At 46.6% G+C, this 21346-nt stretch carries 22 protein-coding genes and 2 pseudogenes; 6 read left to right on the top strand and 18 right to left on the bottom strand.

Going from position 1 to position 21346, the window contains the following annotated elements; translation table 11 throughout:
• Positions 1–95 precede the first annotated feature (95 nt).
• A pseudogene (locus tag RH46_RS09015) lies at positions 96–338 on the top strand (M24 family metallopeptidase); the annotation flags it as partial.
• A 24-nt stretch (positions 339–362) separates the two neighbouring features.
• Here the strand turns inward: RH46_RS09015 and RH46_RS09020 are convergent.
• From RH46_RS09020 to RH46_RS09065, 10 genes are all read right to left on the bottom strand, one after another.
• Positions 363–1883: an EAL domain-containing protein gene (locus tag RH46_RS09020; protein ID WP_006879111.1), complete on the bottom strand. Its 1521-nt coding sequence runs from the start codon at positions 1881–1883 to the stop codon at positions 363–365.
• A gap of 271 nt (positions 1884–2154) precedes the next feature.
• Entirely contained in the window at positions 2155–3942 is a 1788-nt protein-coding gene (locus RH46_RS09025; RefSeq protein WP_006879112.1) for an aminopeptidase P family protein, read from the bottom strand.
• A 5-nt stretch (positions 3943–3947) separates the two neighbouring features.
• Positions 3948–4937 carry an ABC transporter ATP-binding protein gene (locus tag RH46_RS09030; protein WP_006879113.1) on the bottom strand — a complete coding sequence of 330 codons (990 nt, stop codon included), beginning with the start codon at positions 4935–4937 and terminating at the stop codon, positions 3948–3950.
• An 8-nt stretch (positions 4938–4945) separates the two neighbouring features.
• Positions 4946–5935 carry an ABC transporter ATP-binding protein gene (locus RH46_RS09035; RefSeq protein ID WP_006879114.1) on the bottom strand — a complete coding sequence of 330 codons (990 nt, stop codon included), beginning with the start codon at positions 5933–5935 and terminating at the stop codon, positions 4946–4948.
• 9 nt (positions 5936–5944) lie between these two features.
• A complete protein-coding gene (locus RH46_RS09040; protein WP_006879115.1) occupies positions 5945–6874 on the bottom strand; it encodes an ABC transporter permease subunit in 930 nt (309 codons plus the stop codon).
• Positions 6875–6884: 10 nt separating this feature from the next.
• Positions 6885–7805: an oligopeptide ABC transporter permease OppB gene (oppB, locus tag RH46_RS09045; RefSeq protein WP_006879116.1), complete on the bottom strand. Its 921-nt coding sequence runs from the start codon at positions 7803–7805 to the stop codon at positions 6885–6887.
• Positions 7806–7876: 71 nt separating this feature from the next.
• Complete coding sequence (locus RH46_RS09050; protein ID WP_006879117.1) at positions 7877–9487, bottom strand: peptide ABC transporter substrate-binding protein; 1611 nt, start codon at positions 9485–9487, stop codon at positions 7877–7879.
• 267 nt (positions 9488–9754) lie between these two features.
• Positions 9755–10516 carry a hypothetical protein gene (locus RH46_RS09055; RefSeq protein ID WP_006879118.1) on the bottom strand — a complete coding sequence of 254 codons (762 nt, stop codon included), beginning with the start codon at positions 10514–10516 and terminating at the stop codon, positions 9755–9757.
• 14 nt (positions 10517–10530) lie between these two features.
• Entirely contained in the window at positions 10531–11202 is a 672-nt protein-coding gene (locus tag RH46_RS09060; RefSeq protein WP_006879119.1) for a GntR family transcriptional regulator, read from the bottom strand.
• A 235-nt stretch (positions 11203–11437) separates the two neighbouring features.
• A complete protein-coding gene (locus RH46_RS09065; protein ID WP_006879120.1) occupies positions 11438–11932 on the bottom strand; it encodes a GNAT family N-acetyltransferase in 495 nt (164 codons plus the stop codon).
• A 240-nt stretch (positions 11933–12172) separates the two neighbouring features.
• Here RH46_RS09065 and RH46_RS09070 point away from each other — a divergent pair, with 240 nt between their 5' ends.
• Entirely contained in the window at positions 12173–12481 is a 309-nt protein-coding gene (locus RH46_RS09070) for a thiamine-binding protein (protein ID WP_206536075.1), read from the top strand.
• 40 nt (positions 12482–12521) lie between these two features.
• Here the strand turns inward: RH46_RS09070 and RH46_RS22465 are convergent, their stop codons facing one another.
• On the bottom strand, positions 12522–12755 hold the full coding sequence (locus RH46_RS22465) for a hypothetical protein (protein ID WP_006879122.1): 234 nt from the start codon (positions 12753–12755) through the stop codon (positions 12522–12524).
• A 235-nt stretch (positions 12756–12990) separates the two neighbouring features.
• Between RH46_RS22465 and RH46_RS09080 the strand changes: the two genes are divergently transcribed.
• Positions 12991–13467 carry a peroxiredoxin gene (locus RH46_RS09080; RefSeq protein WP_006879123.1) on the top strand — a complete coding sequence of 159 codons (477 nt, stop codon included), beginning with the start codon at positions 12991–12993 and terminating at the stop codon, positions 13465–13467.
• Positions 13468–13544: 77 nt separating this feature from the next.
• Here RH46_RS09080 and RH46_RS09085 read toward each other — a convergent pair whose 3' ends face one another.
• Entirely contained in the window at positions 13545–14135 is a 591-nt protein-coding gene (locus tag RH46_RS09085) for a hypothetical protein (protein WP_006879124.1), read from the bottom strand.
• Between the two features lie 205 nt (positions 14136–14340).
• Positions 14341–14640, bottom strand: a complete 300-nt coding sequence (locus RH46_RS09090) for a hypothetical protein (RefSeq protein WP_006879125.1) — start codon at positions 14638–14640, stop codon at positions 14341–14343.
• Positions 14641–14856: 216 nt separating this feature from the next.
• On the opposite strand from RH46_RS09090, the pseudogene RH46_RS09095 reads away from it, so the two are divergent.
• The 3 genes and pseudogenes from RH46_RS09095 to RH46_RS09105 form a co-directional block, all read left to right on the top strand.
• Positions 14857–15522 (top strand): annotated as a pseudogene (locus RH46_RS09095) (transposase); the annotation flags it as partial.
• Positions 15523–15684: 162 nt separating this feature from the next.
• Positions 15685–16647, top strand: coding sequence for a transposase (locus RH46_RS09100; protein ID WP_006879127.1), 963 nt, complete (start codon positions 15685–15687; stop codon positions 16645–16647).
• Between the two features lie 256 nt (positions 16648–16903).
• Positions 16904–17611 carry an SDR family NAD(P)-dependent oxidoreductase gene (locus RH46_RS09105; RefSeq protein WP_006879128.1) on the top strand — a complete coding sequence of 236 codons (708 nt, stop codon included), beginning with the start codon at positions 16904–16906 and terminating at the stop codon, positions 17609–17611.
• Between the two features lie 94 nt (positions 17612–17705).
• On the opposite strand, the gene RH46_RS09110 is transcribed toward RH46_RS09105, so the two are convergent.
• The 5 genes from RH46_RS09110 to RH46_RS09125 form a co-directional block, all read right to left on the bottom strand.
• Positions 17706–18095 carry a hypothetical protein gene (locus RH46_RS09110; protein WP_006879129.1) on the bottom strand — a complete coding sequence of 130 codons (390 nt, stop codon included), beginning with the start codon at positions 18093–18095 and terminating at the stop codon, positions 17706–17708.
• Entirely contained in the window at positions 18095–18319 is a 225-nt protein-coding gene (gene yidD / locus RH46_RS21775) for a membrane protein insertion efficiency factor YidD (protein WP_006879130.1), read from the bottom strand. The genes RH46_RS09110 and yidD overlap by 1 nt, the downstream gene beginning before the upstream one ends.
• Before the next feature lie 2 nt (positions 18320–18321).
• Complete coding sequence (locus tag RH46_RS09115) at positions 18322–18537, bottom strand: DUF4177 domain-containing protein (protein ID WP_006879131.1); 216 nt, start codon at positions 18535–18537, stop codon at positions 18322–18324.
• Between the two features lie 217 nt (positions 18538–18754).
• Positions 18755–20275, bottom strand: coding sequence for an aldehyde dehydrogenase (NADP(+)) (locus RH46_RS09120; protein WP_006879132.1), 1521 nt, complete (start codon positions 20273–20275; stop codon positions 18755–18757).
• A 38-nt stretch (positions 20276–20313) separates the two neighbouring features.
• Positions 20314–21315: a 4-hydroxyproline epimerase gene (locus tag RH46_RS09125; RefSeq protein ID WP_006879133.1), complete on the bottom strand. Its 1002-nt coding sequence runs from the start codon at positions 21313–21315 to the stop codon at positions 20314–20316.
• Positions 21316–21346: the final 31 nt, after the last annotated feature.

Genomic DNA, 21346 nt, shown 5'->3' on the forward strand with positions numbered 1-21346 from the left:
ATTCTCTCTAGTAACTATAGATAACAGTGGTTGAAACGCCATTGAGCTAACTACTCAACTGAGCTTGGTTTGATCTCAACCAGTATTATTGGGTTAAAGAACCTCAGGTTCTCCACTCTGGTCTGCCAAATACCGGAATGGTATTCAAAGAGGGCATGGTTTTTACCATTGAGCCAATGGTCAACCAGGGCACGGCTAAGATAAAAACGAAGAAAGATGGTTGGACGGTTGTGACACGGGACAAGAAGCTGTCAGCTCAGTCAGAGCACACCATTGTTGTGACAAGTAGTGGCTATGAAGTGCTGACACTACGTAATGAAGAGAGCTTGCCAGCATAGCGCCAAGGTGGCGTTTGAACCTTGTTACTGGTTACAGCCCTGATTGTCGCTAAATGTTTGCTTAAGCTTATCGATGCCCATCGGTTTATAGAAGTGGTATCCCTGAAGATACTGAACATTGCGCTCTGCGAGGTAGTCTGCTTGCCGCGCTGTTTCAACACCTTCAGCGACAACCTTAACGCCTAAATTATGGCTTAGATCGATAATGGTGGTAAGTACGGTGGAATTGACCGTCTCCAGACCTATGGTGTCTACAAAACATTTATCAATTTTCAAATGATCAAAAGCGGTATCTTGCAGGATCGAAAGCGAGGTGTAGCCGGTACCGAAGTCATCGATAGAGATGATTAGGCCATTATCACGTAACGCTTTTAGAACGTCTCTGCCGATCTTATCGAGCATCTGCCGTTCAGTAACTTCAATGCAAAGCTTAATGCCGATAGCATCAAACTGTTCTCTGTAGTGCGTCAGCTCTTCAACGCATGTTGACGTGTGCAGATAGGCAGGAGGTACGTTGATTCCCAAATGGATCTCTTGCTGTGGATTAAGCTCGGCGAGATCATTGAGGGCATGTTTTAAAACGTAGTCCGTCAGAGGAATGATTAAGTGCTGTTCTTCTGCGAGAGGAATGAATACGTCTGGGCGCACCAGACCTATGCCCGGGTGATTCCAACGAACTAAGGCTTCGATACCGCTAATGCTATGCTCTCGGCTGGTTACTATGGGTTGATAGACTAGAAACAACTCATCTCGCTTGAGGCCGTTTTTCAAGTCGTCGACCAGAGAGTCCCGACGTTTCAACACGCGACTCGCCATAAAGATAAGCAGAGATATCAACAGAGAAATGGGGACGCTTCCCATTGCGTTGTAGAGGATCTGGCTATCAATGTACTCTTCACTCGCCTCTGCAAGCATCGAGAAACCATATTTCTTAGAGGTAAAAACATAGTGGTAGGTGTCCGAGCTGAAGTCGGTGTTGGCCGGGTAAACTTTAGCGCCAAACTTCACTTTGATGTAATTCAGCCGGTCTCCTTCGATGTGCCCTAATCGTTGAATTAAATAGGTTCTATCAATAACTGAAAATGCGCCGGAAAAGCCGGTTTCGCCAACAACATCAGCAACAACAATCGTTCTTTGCTCAGGATCGCCATTAAGGTCGAACAAGTACTCGCCCGATTTCGCGCCTTTGGGACCAATAAGTAATGAGATGTCCTGATCAACCTCACCTCGTTTTGATGAACATACCGCAACGCCGTCGCGTACGATAACCATTTCACGTACCAGGCTTTCAAACAGTAGGTCTTCACGGATCAAATCGCAGCTATGGGAATGAGTCATAGCATGCTGGTTTTCGTGGTGAAGTTCGGCGATTACATCATCTATGCGGGTGCTATATGTGTGGACAGTGGAGCGAAGGTGAGACTCAATCGCGTCAACCGAAACATAGAAAGAAGCGGGTAGGACCACTAGCAGCGGCAAGATAAACACGACAAGGAAAGACTTGAGTTCAATAGTAAGCGTTGAATTTGAATGAGTGCTTTCCATATCTACCGCGAATGATTAAAGGTCATAGTAATTGCTACAGGAATCACTTAATAATAGATGACGATAGTAAACTAAGCATGGATAAAAGTGCGACCAAGGTCATGACTAATAACAGAAATCTTACAGACAGTAGGGTTAATCTTTTAATTACTGCTTAATGACAAGCTTGTGTAAACAAGCGGATGTCTGGCTGGTTTAAAGGTAGGACTGTAATGAAGAGAAATACCCATGCCACGAGATAGATGTCAGGTGACATGGGTGGGAGTCAATATTAAATGGGCTGAGTCGCTTGCTTTAACCAAGCCTGCTCGTCGTGGTTGAGATCGACCGATAGCTGCTGCCAACATTGCTGGTGGTAGTGGTTTATCCATTTGATCTCATTAGCATCTAGCATGGACTTATCAATTGCGTTAGTGGCAATCGGCGCCAGAGTAATGGTTTCAAAGCCGTAGAAAGTACCAAACTCATTCGTCTCAATTTCAACCACTTTCATGATGTTCTCAATGCGGACACCATGGACATCTTGACGGTAGACGCCCGGTTCGTTGGTGATCACCATTCCCGGCTTGAGCGCGACTTCAGCAGGGTTTTGTGAGAAGTTCTGTGGTCCTTCATGAACATTCAGACACATACCAACGCCGTGGCCGGTACCGCATTTGTAGTCGATACCGTGTTGCCACAATACACCGCGCGCCATGATATCGAGATTGGAACCGGTAGAACCTTTCATAAAGCGTGACTGAGTCAGACGGATCACTGCTTTGAGTACTAATGTGTAGTCAAACTTTTCTCGTTCGCTTGGAGTGCCAAAGTGGAAGGTACGGGTAATATCCGTGGTGCCCCCCGGGTACTGGCCGCCTGAATCGACTAAAAAGAAGTGACTCTCATCCACTTTATAGCTGCTCTCTTGATCGGCAGCGTAGTGCATTTTCGCTCCGTGCTCCGCAAAACCAGCAATGGTTCTGAAGCTTTCACCCAGATAACCCTTTATCTGTTTGCGATAAGCCATCAGAGTCTGTTCCGCATTAAGTTCAGTAACCTGACCACCGGGTACCTGTTCATCAAGCCACTTCATAAATTTGACCACTGCTACGCCGTCCTGACGAAGAGTCTCTTCCATGCTGGCCAGTTCAGTTGCATTTTTCACGGCTTTCATGTCGGTAACAGGACATGGACGGTTAATCAGTTGGATATCTGACTTGATCTGACTCACGAGCAGACTGTCGGTGTTCTTTGCGGTATAGATTAGTCTGGTATTACTGCTAAGCAGGTTGAGTGCGGTGCTAAGGTGCAGGTAGTCATGAATATGTACCTGATGCTCACTGATTGCACCGACAACCTCGGGGGTGAGTTTGTCGTCATCAATAAACAGGCGGCAACTATGGTGATCGATCAGCAGGTAACCTTCAGAAATCGGGCAATAAGCCGTATCTGCGCCGCGAATGTTGAGTGTCCACATCACATCGTCAAGCGTTGATACCAACAGCGCCTGTGCTTTTTCTTGGGTCAGATACTGACGTACCTGAGCGATTTTCTCGCTGGCGGTTAAGCCCGCAACACTGAGTGGATGGTTAAACAGGTTTGCTTTAGGACGTGCTGGTCTGTTACTCCAGATTGGCGAGATAAGATCGTGTTCTAACACTAACTGAATCGATTTGTCAGCGAAGGCGGCGATAAGCTCATCATAGAACTGCTTACTGATGCTGCGTCCGTCAACGCCGACTCGGGCATTGTCAGGTAGGGTCTGTGCCAGCCACTGCGCAATGGTTGGTGTTTCTGCAAGGCGAGCCTTGAACAGATCAAGACCGGAGCCTTCAAGCTGTTCTGCGCCCTGAATGTAGTAGCGACCATCGGTCCAGAGACCACCGCCTTCACGGGTCACAACCACATCGCCGGCTGAACCGGTAAAGCCTGAAATCCATTGTCTTGCTAACCAATAGTCTGCCGAGTATTCACTGGCATGAGGGTCGTTGTTGGTCACGATATAAGCATCAAACTGATGTTTATCCATGCCTTGACGAAGGGCAGTCAGTCGCTGGGGAACAGAATGTAAAGTCATAATAATCAACTTCCTAACAGGGTATGGGTACAGAAAATATGGTGGTCTGACTGACCACTACGAGTTGGCATTTGTTCGCCGCAAAGGTTCGTTGCACTTGGGCAACGGGTACGGAAAACACAACCACTCGGCGGATTAAGTGGAGAGGGCAGATCCCCTGGCAGTAACTGAATATCGCGATTGCGAGCCAATGTCGGGTGAGCGATTGGGACCGCAGACAACAGCGCTTTAGTGTAAGGGTGCTGAGCATCATCAAACACCTTGTCATAGCGACCGACTTCCATCGGTTTGCCGAGGTACATTACCATCACACGGTCACTGATATGGCGGACTACGCTAAGGTCATGGGCAATCATCACCAGAGTCAGTCCCATCTCTTGCTTAAGATCATCAAGCAGGTTAATCACCTGAGCCTGAATAGAAACGTCGAGAGCGCTAACTGGCTCATCACACACCACCAGATCCGGCTTTAGAATCAAAGCACGGGCGATACCGACACGCTGACACTGACCTCCGGAGAACTCATGTGGATAGCGGTTGCGCTGGCTCGCAAGCAGACCGACTTTATCCATCATCGCAATGACACGGCTTTCGACCTCTTTGCGGCTTAGTTGGGGCTCGTGAGTCAGAAGTGGTTCAGCAATGCATTCGGAGATAGTCAGTCGTGGATTGAGACAGGCTGAAGGATCCTGAAACACCATCTGGAATTCACGGCGACGCTTCGCCAGTTGCTGCTTACCAAAAGCGCGCATGTTGTCGCCCTTCCAGTTCAGTTCACCACCGGTCGGCTCAATCAACCTTAGTAGCGCGCGAGCTAATGTGGATTTCCCACACCCCGACTCCCCTACGATGCCTAAGGTTTCGCCGCGATAAACGTCCAGGTCAATGCCATCGACTGCTTTCACCACTTTGCGCTTGCTTGGCAGAATATGTTTGTTGATAGCGAAGTGAACTTTTAAATCTCGTGCCGAGAGTAGTATTTCTGGTTTGCTCATCATTCCTCCTAAGCAGAACGCGCGATCGATGTAATGGTGTTGGGAGCATGGACATGGCATGCCAGCCCCTGACTGTTCGATAGCGAACGAAATGGCGGAATAGACGCACTACACTCTGGACGATAGCTGGCGCAACGCTCTTTGAATGGACAGCCTGTAGCGTGAATAAGAGCGCTTGGTGGGTTGCCGGGGATAGTCGGCAAACGATCCATATCTTCACTAATCGAGGGAATCGCCTTAAGCAAACCTTGGGTGTAAGGGTGGCTCGGACGGTCAAACAGTGAATCGGTATCCGCCTGTTCCATCTTGCGTCCGCCATACATTACCAGAACGCGGTCGCACATCTCGGCGACGACGCCCATATCGTGGGTGATAAGTAAAATAGCGGTATTGAATTCAGCCTGTAGCTCACGCAGCAGGGTCAGAATTTGAGCCTGGACAGTCACGTCTAGTGCTGTGGTTGGCTCATCGGCAATCAACAACTCTGGCTTACACAGTAGTGCCATTGCAATCATCACTCTCTGACGCATTCCTCCGGACATCTCATGCGGAAACTGCGACATTCGTGTCGCCGCGGATGGAATACGCACGGCATCAAGCATGGCGACAGCTTCTCTGTCTGCCTCTCTACGGGACATCCCTTTATGGATCATCAGAACTTCAGCCAGTTGTTTACCGACTTTCATAAACGGATTGAGTGAAGTCATCGGGTCCTGAAATATCATGCCAATCTTTTCTGCACGAATGTGATTGAGCTGCTTTTTCGACATGGTCAGTAAGTTCTCACCATGGAAATTTGCTTCACCGCTGACCCTACCATTATCGGCAGTCAGGCCCATCAGGGCGAATACAGACTGGCTTTTACCCGAACCTGATTCACCGACAATGCCCAGAGTTTCGCCTTTATTGACTGAATAGGAGAGGTCACTGACCGCTTGCACTAAACCATCGGGCGTCTGGAAGCGTACGTTCATGTTTTTAATCGATAGAATACTCATCACTGCTCCTTAGCGATCTTTCGGGTCAAGTGCGTCACGAAGGCCGTCACCGATGAAGTTAAAACAGAACAGGGTGGCGACAAGGAATATTGAAGGAAACACCAGTTGCCATAAGGCGACATCAATCGTTTTAGCGCCTTCAGCGATAAGAATGCCCCAACTGGTATCCGGTGGCTGAACGCCAAGTCCTAAGAAACTCAGGAAGGATTCAAACATGATAAAGCCCGGTACCATTAACGATGAGTAAACCATCACAATACCCAGTACGTTTGGCAGAATATGACGGCGAACGATAGTAAAACGTGATACGCCAATAGAGTGTGCGGCTTCAATAAACTCACGTTTCTTGATACTGAATGTCACTCCTCGAACGACCCGGGCAATACCGAGCCACGAGACCATGCCGATGACAACAAAGATCAGATAGATGTTGTTGCCAAACAGAGTGACAAACAGGATGACCAGAAACATAAACGGTACAGAATCAAGTACTTCGATAATGCGCATCATGGTGCTATCGACCATACCACCCAGATAGCCTGATAAAGCGCCCCATGCGGTGCCAATGACAACCGCTACCAGTGCGCCCATAAAGCCGACCATGATCGACAGTCTGCCACCCTGCATAGTGCGGGCGAAAATGTCCTGACCAAGATCGTCCGTACCAAAGTAGTGGCCGGATTCGATTGAAGGCTTGCCCAGTTCGTAGGGATCCGCGACGACATTCCAGTCAATTTCATCATGGCCAAAAGCGGCAAGCTGAGGGCCAAAAGTAATGCACAGTACGATAAAAAACAGGACGTAAACCGATGTCATGGCTGCGCGGTTTTTGCGAAAGCGAGCCCAGGCATCTTGCCACAGACTGCGGCCCTCAACTGCTTCGACATGTGAGCTCATTTGATCCGCCAGCTCCTTGGCATCAATGCGTTTGGTTAACATTCGTTACCTCCTAGACACGAATGCGCGGGTCGATAATGGTGTAGAGCACATCGACCACCAAGTTAAAGAAGATAGTCAGCGAAGCGACAATCAGGGTGATGCCCATGACCAGGCCGTAGTCACGGTTGAGAGCACCGGAAACAAAGTGCTGGCCCATACCGCCAGTGCTAAAGAAAATGTCGATGATCACTGAGCCAGTGACCACGGCAACAAAGCTAGGACCAAGCATGGCAATAATCGGGATTAGCGATGGACGCATCGCATGGTGGATTAGGATGTAACTGGTTGATAAGCCTTTGGCTTTTGCGGTGCGAATATAAGGTTGGTTAAGGGTTTCAATCATCGCGCCACGCATCACCCTCGCAATACTCGCTACTGAGCCTATCGCCAGACTCAATACCGGCAGAACCAGGAACGAAAGCTGACCACCTTCCCATCCGCCTGCTGGTAGCCAGCCGAGATGAATTGAGAAGAGAGTGACCAGAATCGGTGCCAGAACAAAGGCTGGGATCACCACACCAGTCATGGAGAGTGACATCAACAGGTAGTCGAGCTTGCCGTTGCGGTTAAGGGCCGCGATGGTACCCAACAGCATACCTAGCGGTACTGAAATACTAAACGAGATCACGCCAAGTACGGCGGATACAGGCCATGACTGAGCAACAAGTTCAGTGACGCTAAAGTCCTGATAAACAAAGCTCGGGCCTAAGTCACCCTGAACAAAGTTACCAATATAGATAAAGAACTGGATGATAAAGGGTTCATTGAGATGGAATTTGGCTTCGATATTGGCACGAACCACTTCTGGCATTGGTCGTTCCATATCGAACGGGCCGCCGGGGGCGATATGCATTAACCAAAACGACACCAGTGCAATAAACAGTAAGGTAGGCACTGCGATAAGCAAGCGACGAAGAATATACAGCAACATGACGCATCCTTTCGTTAGAAAAAAGCCCGCGACCTACGAGGACATCGGTAGGCGCGGGCAAACCGTCCCAATTAGTGGGCTCTCACGTAAACATTCTTGCGGTAGTAAGAAGATTCAGGGTTAGTTCGCTCGTAACCACCGACATACTCTTTGATTAGGTACTGGTCGTTACCATTGCGGTACATCGGGATGATCGCCATGTCTTCGATAAGCAATTTTTCTGCGGCAATGTACTCAGCTGACGGGTCACTCAGGCTCTTAGATTCAGCCATCAAGCGATCATACTCAGGGTTGTTGTATTTCGAGTCATTGTATTCGCCAGTCGAGACAAAGATATCTAACCAGGTTGAAGCTTCGTTGTAGTCTGCTGTCCAGCCGCCACGACTGACGTTGCCCGGATCTTTCAGTGCGTAGAATACTTTAGGTTCCAGCTGCTTGATTTCGATTTGGGCACCTAGCTTACTCTTCCACATACCAGCCATAGCCGTTGCCATCTTCACGTCTTTAGAGAAGGTCGGGATAGTGAAGGTTAGCTTGAGTGGGTTGCCTTTGTCGTAACCCGCCTCTTTTAGCAAGGCTTTCGCTTTAGTGTTGCGCTGCTCTTGATTCCACGTAGCGAACTCAGGAGTGTGGGTTTTGAACCCATCGGTTTGCGGTGGAACTAAGGTGAACATTGGAATGCCACCGTTTTTAACGATCGCTTTAGTCATGATATTGCGGTCAATCGCGTAAGAGAGTGCCTGACGAACTCGAAGATCTTTTGTTGGCCCTTTCTCAGTATTGAGGTAATAGAAGGTAGAGCCGAGTGATGCACTGGTATCAGCAACTTGTTCTGGGTACTGCTTGAGCAGCTTGTTCTTTTGCGCAGCCGGAATCGACAAAGCCTGATCGATTTCACCTGCCAGATAGCGATTGAGTGCCACGTTAGCATCGCCAATTGGCAGCCAAGTGATCTTTTCTAGCACGACGTTGTTAGCATCCCAGTATTTATCATTTTTAACCATCACCATCTTCTCGTTAACCTTCCAGTTCGATACGGTAAACGCGCCGTTGGTGACGATGTTCTGTGGTTGAGTCCATGCACTGCCATACTTTTCCACTGTTGCTTGATGAACAGGTGCCAGTACAGGGTGACTGAGTAGTTTAATAAAGAAAGGAACCGGTTTTTCTAATGTCACTTCAAAGGTGTAGTCGTCGATCGCGCGCACACCGAGTGTATTCGCAGGAGCTTCACCTTTCATAATTCTGTTCGAGTTTTTAATTCCAGGAATAGCGGCAAACCAAGCGTATGGAGAAGCGGTTTCCGGGTCGATGAGGCGCTGCCAGCTGTAAACAAAATCGTGAGCAGTAAGTGGATCACCGTTAGACCATTGCGATTGACGCAGATTGAAGATGTAGACCGTGTTATTGTCATTGGCTTGCCAGCTCTCAGCGATACCTGGAACCGTCTTACCTTGCTTGTCTTGCGTTGTCAGACCTTCAAACAGATCACGACCTAAGTTGAATGCTGGCTCTGCAGCCTGCTTAGCGGGATCGATGGACGTGACTTCAGCTCCGTTGTTCAGCACGATCTCTTGTTTGTCTGCCAGTTGTGTTCCAGCAGGGTAAGGTTTGGCTAGAGTATTGCCGGCAAATAGTGCAGCAGCGATAGTACTCAGTGCGATTAGTTTTTTTGCTTTCATAGCTTCCTCATTATGTCCTTATCGGAGTGACCATTTGGCATACGTGTTAGCCCGCGAACGGCATGGGGGTAACCAAGGTTATTACCAAAGGGATAAGAGGAATGTATATTGTATAAAATAATCCAACAAACACTTATTAACATGTTTGTAACAAGGTGGCGAATTCAGAGACTGGTGGTCTTAAAAACTGAGACTGAATGAAATTCAACCAGTGGTGGTTGATAGAATCTGTGCTCGATCACAGCAAAATCTGGCCTGTGTTCTAGGTCATCGTCGGAAGCGTGCAGAGACTTCTTTAAGTAGATCGCCGTTGATTTCAGGCAGATCATCAGAAAAGAAGATCTGCTCTCCTGGGGTATAGCGAAGTAGGATATTGGTCAGTTCACCAGTGCCTGTCGCGCAGTTAGCTGCATGCATTTCACCTATTTTCTGATCGACGTCTTGCTCCAGCTGCAAACACTGTTCACGTGTTAGCCGAACTCGCGCCTGACAGACTTGAGATAGGGTGTTATCCGCCATCGAAACTCGTTCAAAGCGACGCTTAAACAAGGTATCTAGGGCAGTCCCTTCCTCCATAATAAAACGTCGACCTGAGCGATAGAAAATTTTGTCGCCAAGGTTTTCAATATAACCGAGAACTTCGGCGATACTGAGGTAAAACCGGACACTGGCATCAGAAAGTTGATAGTCGTCAGCGATCTCCTGTGGGGTCTTATTGCAAGAGGTGATCAAATAGATAAAATCGAGCAGATAGGGGTGCTCAACGAACAGAGCATTCTGTTCGTCACACAAAAACTGCTCGTTGTCGCGCTGGATCTGAATCGCTATCGCTGACAGCTCTTGCAGGTCGGTATTGAGATGGGTGGTATAGAGCAGAATCTTGTCCAAGCCAAGAGAGGGGTTGTGCAGGTGTCGTTTGATGGTCGACAACGGGATGCCGGTTTTCTCCGACATCGCGCTATAGCATAACCCTTCATCTTTGATTTTCTGCCGTATAGCAGCAAGAAGAAATTCTGGCCCTAAGTGCATCTCAACTATTTACCTTACTGAGTATTGTTGCGCTCTAACAAAAGATCACGGATTGCGGCTCCAGCTTCAAGAATATGCTTTTTAAGCATGTACTTAGCGCCATCAATATCGCGGTTCTGACACATTTCAACTAAGGCTTTATGTTCGTTATCTGCTTTGGCTGTCCCTTCGGTAAACAGTAATTGCATACGAATATAACGGTCACACTTAGTGTTAAGGTTGTAAATCACGTCCATAGTTTCGGGCATATTTGCCGGAGCATACAACGCCTTGTGCAACTCATAGTTGTAGTTGCTCCACTCCTCCACCTGATCGCCGCGGTTAACCACTTCGTCAAAGCGTTCGCGGATCTCATTAGCACGAGCCAGATCTTCATCGGTCATATTTTGGATTGCCCGCTCAAGAATATGACACTCAACCACGGCGCGAAGCTCGAAAAGTTCATCAATTTTATCCGGAGAGAGTTCTGTCACCGTGGCACCTTTGTGTGCCTCAAAGCTCACTAATCCCTGCGCTTCTAGCTGCATTAATGCCTCGCGTACAGGAATTCGACTGACATTAAACTCTTTTGCCAGCGCGTCCTGACGCAGTGGCTGACCAGTTTTCAATTCGCCTTTTAGAATCTTAGTGCGGATAGCTTCTTCCACTAACTGGGTTCGCGTTTTAAAAACAGGTTTTTGCGACATCCGAGTCTCCAATGTTTCTTTTTCAATATTTTATTCAATATACCATTTGCGTTACGCAATGCGACTATCGTCAAAGATAACCGCGTTTTTTTGGGGGATGGGTCAATAGTTGCCGGGTCCTGCTGTGAGCTTTGTTCACAGAATGAGCAGGATGGAGATCAATAAACCTTTCTTGGGTTGTGGTTATTGGCTTTGATTGACGGATTGGTGGCGTTCAACCGTTGATATTACCTAACTAGGCGCCGAGTTCTAACTGCCAATAACTCACTGAAATCTGGCGCTCAAATTTAACGCCGATGTTTTTGAACTCGCCAACTTTAGTAAAGCCAAGCGACTGATGGAGCTTCACGCTCGGGGGATTGGGCAGAGCAACGACGCCCATTACGTTTTTAATTCCTTGTTCCTTTAGCCTCGCTAATAGCTCGCGATAGAGTTTGTGACCATAACCTTTTCCGCCAGCATCAGGTGAGAGGTAAATAGTCGATTCAGCGGTAAACCGGTAGGCAGAACGGGTGTGCCATGGACCTGCATAGGCATAACCTAAGATCTCACCATCTTGCTCTAAAACAATCCAAGGAAAGCCTGAGTCGAGCACCTTTTCGATTCGTTGTGAGATCTGCTCTGCCGTTACTGCTTTTTCCTCAAAGGTCACGGTAGAGTCTGTGACAAAGGGGTTGTAGATATCGGCAATCGCTTGTGAATCGCTTAAGTTAACGGTTCTGAAATTCATTCGTCCTCCTTGACGTATCGAACTGAACTTGTGGAGAGCCTGCCTCGGGGCGGTTATTCTTTTTAACTGATTTGCTCTGTTTCTCACAAGCTAACAGATTTAATGTCAGTTGGTATACTGGCATCTCACAACGGTATGGATTGTTGTTCAGTGAACCATGCTAAAATACGCCGAACAATTCAAACCCAAATCCATGAGAAAATATTGATGTCATCTCTAAAACCACTTCTTGATGAAGTAATGCTTGCGTTTCAGGTTATCCCGAGAGTAAAAGAAGGAAACAACTTTGAAGTCGTTGATAAAGCGATTGCTGTTGTGAAAGCCTCAGGTGTGCCTTTTCAGGTCAGTGCGATGGAAACGACCATGAAGGGTGAACTTAACAAGCTGTTGGAAATTGTCAAAGATGCTCAACAGGCGTGTTATGACGCTGGCGCGGTTGAAGTCATCACCAACATCAAGATCCATAGTAAAACAGAACAGGCTACTGATACCTTTTGTACTTACGATCGTGGTGTTACCAAATCGAACCATATGTTCGTAGATAACTAATACTTTCACCGTCACTGCGTTTATGCGGTGACGGTGAAGCCTAATCCAAATAGTCAGGCGTAGATAGATTCGTCCCACAAACCTTACATTTATAATCGCCAGTCGCTTCGCCTTCCATCAGAGAGCTTGCAATGGCAGCAAACAAGCCTGAGAAAAAACCTTTTACTTCGGTATCTGGTTGCGCGTTCGAAAAATTTTCGTAGCGATGAACAGTAACTTGCTTGCAGTTACAACAGAATGCCTTGGTCTCTTTCGAGCCATATACATGGACCAATTTACTTCTCCTACTAAGCTAAATCTTGCTGACCATTGACTCTTTACATTAGGTATCAACATCAGCGTCGATAAAAGCTATTACATCATCTGTTAAGTCTATGACTAACATACAGTTATTCCTGAAAATAGTATAGGTTATTGAATAATCATCAATTCCCTTAATTTCAGTAGGTGGTCTGTTGACCCATTCGCCTATACACTGTTCACAACTAAATCCAACAAGGAACGTCGATATGATTGAGAAAGGTCAGGCACTGCCATCAGCTACTCTTAGCGAGCTCAGTGAGCAAGGTATGCTTACTCACAACACAGATGAACTGTTCGCCAATAAGCGCGTAGTGCTATTTGCGGTACCGGGAGCGTTTACACCAACCTGTTCTGAAGCGCATCTTCCGGGCTATGTTGTATTAGCTGATGAGATAAAAGCGGCAGGTGTCGATATCATCGCTTGTGTTTCTGTAAACGATGCTTTTGTAATGAACGCATGGGGTGAGGCGCAAAACGCATCTGAAATCCTGATGCTGGGTGATGGCGACGCAAGCTTTACTAAAGCGCTAGGTCTTGAGATGGATACGGCTGGCTTCGGTGGTGTACGTTCAAAACGCTACGCAATGGTGGTCGATAACGGTGTCGTTACTGAGCTGAACATCGAAGAGCCGAAGCAGTTTGAAGTGAGTAAAGCTGAGGCGATTTTGGCAGCGCTTAGGTAAGTGTCGGTACAAATCAGAAACAAAAAAGCCGGCCTTATACCTCAGGTCGGCTTTGTTTTATCTGTGATTGTTGCAGATTAAAAAGAGACGGATTGATGTTTACATCTGTATATGTCAGCTGCAACAGAAGTCGGTTTAGAGCCATCAGTCGCTATGATGTTTGTGATGTGGTAGCGATTCCCACCACGCATGAATACTTCATTTGCTAGCTCTGTGTAGAGCCCTTCAGGACTTGTCTCTTCTACAATATGGCTACCAATAACTTTACACGTCGAGTTCTCGATTTCAGCAAATGCAATCGGTTTAACCTCATGAGCTCCCGGTAAAAGGCTAATGATACCAGATGGCTTTGCTTTATATGTTGCTGTTTTACAGCTGTATATTTCGGCCACAACACTGCTTGGACGCCCCCGACTTGTATCCAGAATTTCGGCGATGCGGTATCTGTTGCCTCCAGACATATATGTCTGGTTTTTCAAAACAGGAGTTACGTTGTTTGGATGTGCGTCTTCAAGAGTGTAAGTGTCGATCATCTCACAGTCGAGATTGTAGATAGCAACTTCAGAGATTTCGCCGATTGATTTGGCAGCAGGCATTACTGGGACTTTGCGTGTCACACAGCCACTAATTGCAAATAAAGAAAGGGTAATTAGGAAAACTTTATTCATATGAAACTGATGAAAAAGGAAAAGATCCTACGTGAGCTTGAGCTCCCTTAGAAACAATAACTTTTTATCGTGATCATAATTAGTTAGGCGTGTGAGAAGGGGGATAGAAAATGATCGCCAATCTTTAAAGACTGGCGTTTTAGTTGTACAGAAACAAGCTAGAGTAATTTGTTAGATGTTTGTAGCCACTAAGCGGCGGGTTCGTTTACTGAGAGTTATTTGACTCAGCTTTCTCTTCGTCAACACGTTTAATTAGCGGTCCTGCACACTCTACAAAAGCACCGATATCAAAATTCTCTGGTGAATCTGTGCCACCAGTAACGCCAAAGTTGCCTGTTACAATTGGCGTTGATTCTCTTTTATCAACATCGAACGTGATTTCTACTTTGTACTCATGCCCATTCGGAAGTAGCTTTGTGCACTCTTCTAATGTCGCAGCGTACGTGCCCCAACTAATTCCTGACAGGAAAATTACCAACAAACTCTTTTTCATCTTTACCTTCATTACTCTTCCTCGAAGATTGTGGCAGCATCATACCAATAATCTAGCAACGATTTTAGTTAGAGGGACACACACCCTATTTTTTGAAAGGACAGACACCTCAAAGAATGAAAATAGGATGAGATGTTGATACCTCTACCAAAAGTCACCGCATCATCGGTTGCTGTGTTGTCACCACTTCCCTAACTTGGATGAATCCTTCCTCCAATGAGATTTGAGATGACAACGGCAAGAAAGCAACAGGTGTGCGTTGATGCAACTCCCTACTACCACTGCGTCTCTCGTTGTGTCAGGCGCAGCTTTCTATGTGGTGAAGACCCACTTACCAACAAAAGTTATCAGCACCGAAGAGCTTGGGTTGAACGCAAAATTACGACGCTCTCACAGATATACTGCATAGACATTTGTGCCTACGCTATTATGAGTAATCACTACCATCTGGTGGTTCATATCAATCGAGCTAAAGCGCAAAAATTATCGGATTACGACGTCGTTGAGCGTTGGCAGCAAGAGCATAAGATGCCTGCTTTAGTCTCTCGTTGGCTTAATGGTCAGCTCACCAGCAAAGCAGAGATGGAAGTGTGCTCAGCGATAATAGATTCGTGGCGTCAACGTTTGTGGAACCTGAGTTGGTTTATGAAAGAGCTTAACTTTGACATTGCTTGCCAAGCCAACCGGGAAGATGATTGCAAAGGCCACTTTTGGGAAAGCCGTTTTAAAAGCCAGGCGCTGCTTGATGAAAAGGCGCTCTTGGCTGCCATGACTTATGTAGACTTAAACCCACTAAGAGCGGGAGAAGCTAAGACCCCAGAAGCCTCTGACTACACATCCATTCAAGCTCGACTAGAAGCATTAAACAAGCAGCAAGAGTCTGCCCCTTGCCTTTAGTTAGAGGGACACACACCCTATTTTTTGAAAGGACAGGCACCTCAAAGAATGAAATTAGGATGAGGTGTTGATACCTCTGCCAAACGACGCAACATCATGGGTTGCTGTGTTGTTACCACTTCCCTAACTTGGATGAATCCCCCACCAATGAGATTTGAGATGACAACAGCAAGAAAGCAACAGGTGTGCGTTGATGCAACTCCTTACTATCACTGCGTCTCTCGTTGTGTCAGACGTAGCTTCCTTTGTGGTGAAGATCCACTTACCAACAAAAGTTATCAGCACCGACGAGATTGGGTTGAACGCAAAATTACGACGCTCTCACAGATATACTGCATAGACATTTGTGCCTACGCTATCATGAGTAATCACTACCATCTTGTGGTTCATATCAATCGAGCTAAAGCGCAAAAATTATCGGATTACGAAGTTGTTGAGCGTTGGCAGCAAGAGCATAAGATGCCCGCTTTAGTCTCTCGTTGGCTTAATGGTCAGCTCACCAGCAAAGCAGAGATGGAAGCATGCTCGGCGATAATAGATTCGTGGCGTCAACGTTTGTGGAACCTGAGTTGGTTTATGAAAGAGCTCAACTTTGACATTGCTTGCCAAGCCAACAAGGAGGATGATTGCAAAGGCCACTTTTGGGAAAGCCGTTTTAAAAGTCAGGCGTTGCTTGATGAAAAGGCGCTTCTGGCTGCGATGACTTATGTAGACTTAAACCCACTAAGAGCGGGTGAAGCTAAGACCCCAGAAGCCTCTGACTACACATCCATTCAAGCTCGACTAGAAGCATTAAACAACCAGCAAGAGTCTGCCCCATGTCTTCATCCATTTATTGGGGCCGCAACAAATGAGCTAGCTGATGGGATCCCATATCGTCTTATGGACTATATCGAATTAGTCGATTGGAGCGCTCGTTTATATCGGGAAGACAAAGCTAGCTTAGCCGAAAGCACCCCACCCATATTACAACGTCTTAATATCAACCAGCTCAAATGGCTTGAGGCTTGTACAAAACTAGAACGACAACGAATTACCGCCGTGGGCTGCAGTCAGAATGTCATTCATGCCAAACGGATGTTAAGCCGAAAGAGACTTAATCTTCTTCGGTTAGATAGCTAGTTAATCACTTTACCAACCACGTCGAGCAAAGGGAAAGCTGTTTAACACCTGTTCAACCAACTCATCTTCAGAACGACTATTCCTACTTTCAGTTGTAAGAGTTACGATTATTAAATAGTGAGTTGTCTTAAATGCTGCCTATCAAGCTAGACGCTTTACTCAAAACAACTTGTCTGACTTCATAAATTAATTGCGACTGTCCTTTTATCTTTTAGTAGAGTAACCAGCACTCTTATATGCTGTACAGGGACATACTATGTCTAAAGTTGCCTTAATTACTGGTGCCAGCCGAGGAATTGGCAAAACGATTTCTCATTATTTTGCTAACCAAGGCTATTCTTTGATTCTGCTTTCTATGAATAACGAAAATCTCGAGAAAGCTAAAACAGAATTAAGCTCACGCTATTCGTCATGCTCGATTGAGACGGTGTCCGTCGATTTTAACGATCCAGTTGCTGTTGAGGCGACAATTTCATCAATTATCAGTGAAAACGACAATATAGACCTTATGGTCAACAGTGCAGGCGTTCTGGCAGCTGGTAATACTGAACTTCCTTTGGCAAAACTGACTGAGTTGGTGAATGTAAATTTAATCTCTACCATCACGGCATGTAATTTGGTTGCTGAAAAAATGAAGCAGCAGGGTTATGGGGAAATATACAACCTTGGTTCTACAGCAGGTTTAGCGCCTGTCCCTAAAATTGCGGCGTACTCAGCCACAAAAGCGGCAATTGTCAGTTATAGCCAATCGCTCTATCACGAACTTCTCCCATTCGGCGTTAAGGTATGTTGCTTATGCCCTAGTGTGGTTAATACTGACATGACCAATGATGGGCGTATTGATAATAACTTAAAGATTGAAACTCAAGATCTCGCCAAAGCATTGGACTTCATACAAAGCCTATCTCCAGGTGCTGCTGTGAACACTCTTTCGATACGTTGTAGTGTTATTGACTTAGAGTAATTGAAGGGACAGGCACCATAACTACCTTTCGATTTTATGGTGCCTGTCCCGATAAGAAGGCTTCGATAAGAAGGTTTTAGGCGGTAGGATTTACCTAGTCTCTGCGTACTTCATTAAAGATTTCACAAGACAATTTATAGTTGTGCTGCCTTGCGATTTTTTGCGAAAAAAACAGTTGTGGTAACTCGTAGATTACCAGTAATGCGAGGATAAGAAGTGCGCTAGAATGGCCTAAAACAAGGCCAACGATACTCACTGTTAACAGTGTCAGTTCCAAAGCAAATAAGGAATATTTTCCGAGGTAGCAGTGATGAAAGCCACCAAGAAAAAACCAATTCAAGGTAGCGTATGTGTCCGGATCCTTGAGTCTCTTAGACTGGCGTTTATAGAACTCTTTCTTTTGGTCATCAGGCAATGAATTGACCTGACTTCTCAACAAATCTTCGTTCTTTTCCAGTTGTTCAATTGGTTCAAATAAGCGCATTACGGCACCTCATCATGTATTTTTTCAATGAGATCTGGTTGGTTACACCGCTTAATTCTTGCCAGACCAAGCTTCCAGCCTTTAATCGCCCCATACTTAGCAATACATTGCTTGGTGTACTCAGAGCAAGTAGGATGAAAATTACATTCAATATTCAATAACTGTTTTGATCCACCGCTAGCTTGATAGCGATGGATCAATTTCAAAGAGATGTACTTAAGCAAATCTATCGGCCAAGAGTAATAATCACAGCCTCACGTTTCCAAAACAGCATAAAGCGCTTTTGTTCAACCACTTGAAATACAACTTGCCAACCATCTTGAGCGTAGTTGTTCAGCTCAGCTTCCATTTTCTGTACTGGTAAACCGCTTGCACCTAGCAGAATTGTGCCGCAACCACCTTCAACAATATGAACCACTTTATATTCTGTAAATTTTGTCATTTTTATAGCCAACTAATTTAATAAAAACAGGATGTTATAATATGTGATTGAATGCATCAAGGTGAATATTGTGACATTTGTCTTAGAGTACCAAATTAGCTAGCTATAAGGCTGGTGTCTGGTTTAACTTGATGTTTTATATGGAATAATTGACTGTAAGTTGCATAGAGGAAGTTGAAAAGCCAACCTGAGATGAGATTGGCTTTTGTGGTTTTAGTTAGGCTGTTTTTCCGTCGACACTGCGACGAACATTGAGTGGATTTGAGGTCTTCAATGCGTCTGGTAGTAATGCTTCAGGAATCGACTGATACGCGACAGGTCGTAGCCAGCGTTTGATCGCCTCTGCGCCGACTGAGGTGCTGGCTGGCATAGTAGAGGCAGGGTATGGACCACCGTGTACCATGGCGTAGCTTACTTCAACACCGGTTGGCCAACCGTTAAACACGATGCGACCTGCAATTTCTTCAAGTTCTGAGATTAGTCGTTGTGCGCTCTGGTAGTCATCCTGCTCCGCATGAATCGTTGCCGTAAGACTACCTTCGAGTGACTGGCTAAGTTCCAGCATATCCTGGTCGTTTTCACACACCACAACGATAGATTGAGGACCAAAAATTTCCTCCTGCCATTGTGGGTTGTTACGCCAGTCATTGCTGGTGGTTTCAAATAGTATCGCTGGTACGCCCTGCTCAGGAGTCGACTGAGTGCGAGTCAGCCCTTGTTGCTGAGCCCTTTTTTCACTCTGCTCCAGGTAATTACGTTTAATGCCGCAAGTCAGCATCGTCTGCCCCTGCTGAGCGGCAATGCCTTGGCGCACCGTTTGTAGAAACTGTTCTGTCTCGTTGCCTTTAGTAACAAACACCACTGCAGGTTTAGTACAGAACTGACCACAGCCCATGTTCATTGAGAGCAGATACTCTTCTGCCAACGACTGACTGTGCAACTCCATACGTTTTGGCAGAATAAATACCGGGTTAGACGCGCCAAGCTCACCATAGAAGGGGATAGGTTCCGGGCGTCCCTGTGCCAGATCAAATAGGGCGCGACCACCATGAATTGAACCGGTAAAACCAACGGCTTTAATTGCAGGGTGAATGACGACTGACTGGCCTAATTCATGAGTGGTGCCTTGTAGGAGCGTAAAAATTGCTTGCGGAAGTTCAAGTGATTTGAGTGCTTTCGCGATGCATTGTGCAACAATTTCACTGGTTCCTGGGTGAGCCGGGTGACCTTTGACAATCACCGGACATCCTGCTGCAAGGGCAGAAGCGGTATCTCCGCCTGCGGTAGAAAATGCCAGCGGAAAGTTAGATGCGCCAAATACGGCAACCGGTCCAATGGCGATGTTCTGGCGACGAATATCCGCTTTGGGCAGAGGCTCTCTGTTTGGATTCGCAGTGTCGAAGATCGCCTCTTGCCACAGACCGCCTTCAACGACATCGGCAAACAAACGTAGTTGTGCGGTTGTACGGCTTAGCTCTCCATTAAGTCTTGCGAGTGGCAGGGCTGATTCTAGATTTGCGCGCTCAACAATTGCTTCTCGCTGCTCTTCTAAACAGTCAGCAATAGCTTGTAGTAAGCGACTGCGCTGCGCTGGTGAGGTCTGGCGATAGCTTTTAGCGATCTCTTGCGCTGCCTTAGCTGCAAGATCGACATCCTGATGTGTATGCTGTGGAAAAACACCTGTGATAGATTGTTCTGTCGCCGGGTTTAGTGCCGAAAAAGTGGCAGTTGTGCTCATAACGTATTCCTAATTATCTCGATGATACATTCCATCGTTTATTTGAGTTCAAATCCGTAGGCATAAGGGTCCTGGTCATCAACCCAAATGGTGTTGTGTCCGGTCACCTGAGCCCAGCCTTCGATACTTGGTAAAATAGCCACGCGTCCGTTTACTTCGGTCACGCCTTCAATACGGCCTGTAAACAGGCTGCCGATAATGCTTTCGTGAATAAAATCTTCACCCTGTTTCAGTTTTCCTTTGGCATGCCACTGCGCCATGCGTGCGCTGGTTCCAGTGCCACAAGGTGAACGATCAAGCGCTTTTTCTCCGTAGAACACGGCGTTTTTGGCAGTCGATTCAGGTTGGGTAGGAGTGCCTGTCCAAAGAACGTGAGACACACCACATACGGTTGGATCGTCTGGGTGAATACATTCCACCGCCTCTGATACCGCTTTGCGCACTTTCGGGCTCAGCATTAGGATCTCGTCTGAAGTGTAATGCTCAAGGCCACGGTAGTTTTCCTGTGGATCAACGATCACGTAGTAGTTACCGCCATAGGAAACATCAACGGTGATCTCGCCTAAGCCTTCAACTTCAACGGTGACATCCTGGTGAGCCAGATAGGCAGGTACATTGTAGATTTTCACTGAAGTAACTTTTTCGCCGTCACGTTGGTAGTGAACCTCAATCTGTCCTGCTGGCACATCAAGGATCAAGCGTCCTTCTTCTCGAGGTGTGATCAGACGGTGCTCCAGAGCAGAGGTAACGGTACCAATGGTTCCGTGGCCACACATTGGCAGACAACCACTGGTTTCAATAAACAGGATCGAAGCATCAGCGTTGTCGCTACAAGGAGGAAGAACCACAGAACCGGACATCATGGCGTGGCCGCGTGGTTCAAACATCAATGACTGACGGATCCAGTCGTAGTGCTCGAGGAAAAATTGACGCTTATCGCTCATCGTCTTGCCCTCCAGAGGTGGAACACCACCTGCAACCAAACGTACCGGGTTGCCGCAGGTATGAGCATCTATACAAAAGAAGGTTCCCTGTCTCATTTCTCGCTCCTTGAATAAGAAATTAGTTGAA

This window comes from Vibrio brasiliensis LMG 20546 (assembly GCF_000189255.1).
Classification (GTDB): Bacteria; Pseudomonadota; Gammaproteobacteria; order Enterobacterales; family Vibrionaceae; genus Vibrio; species Vibrio brasiliensis.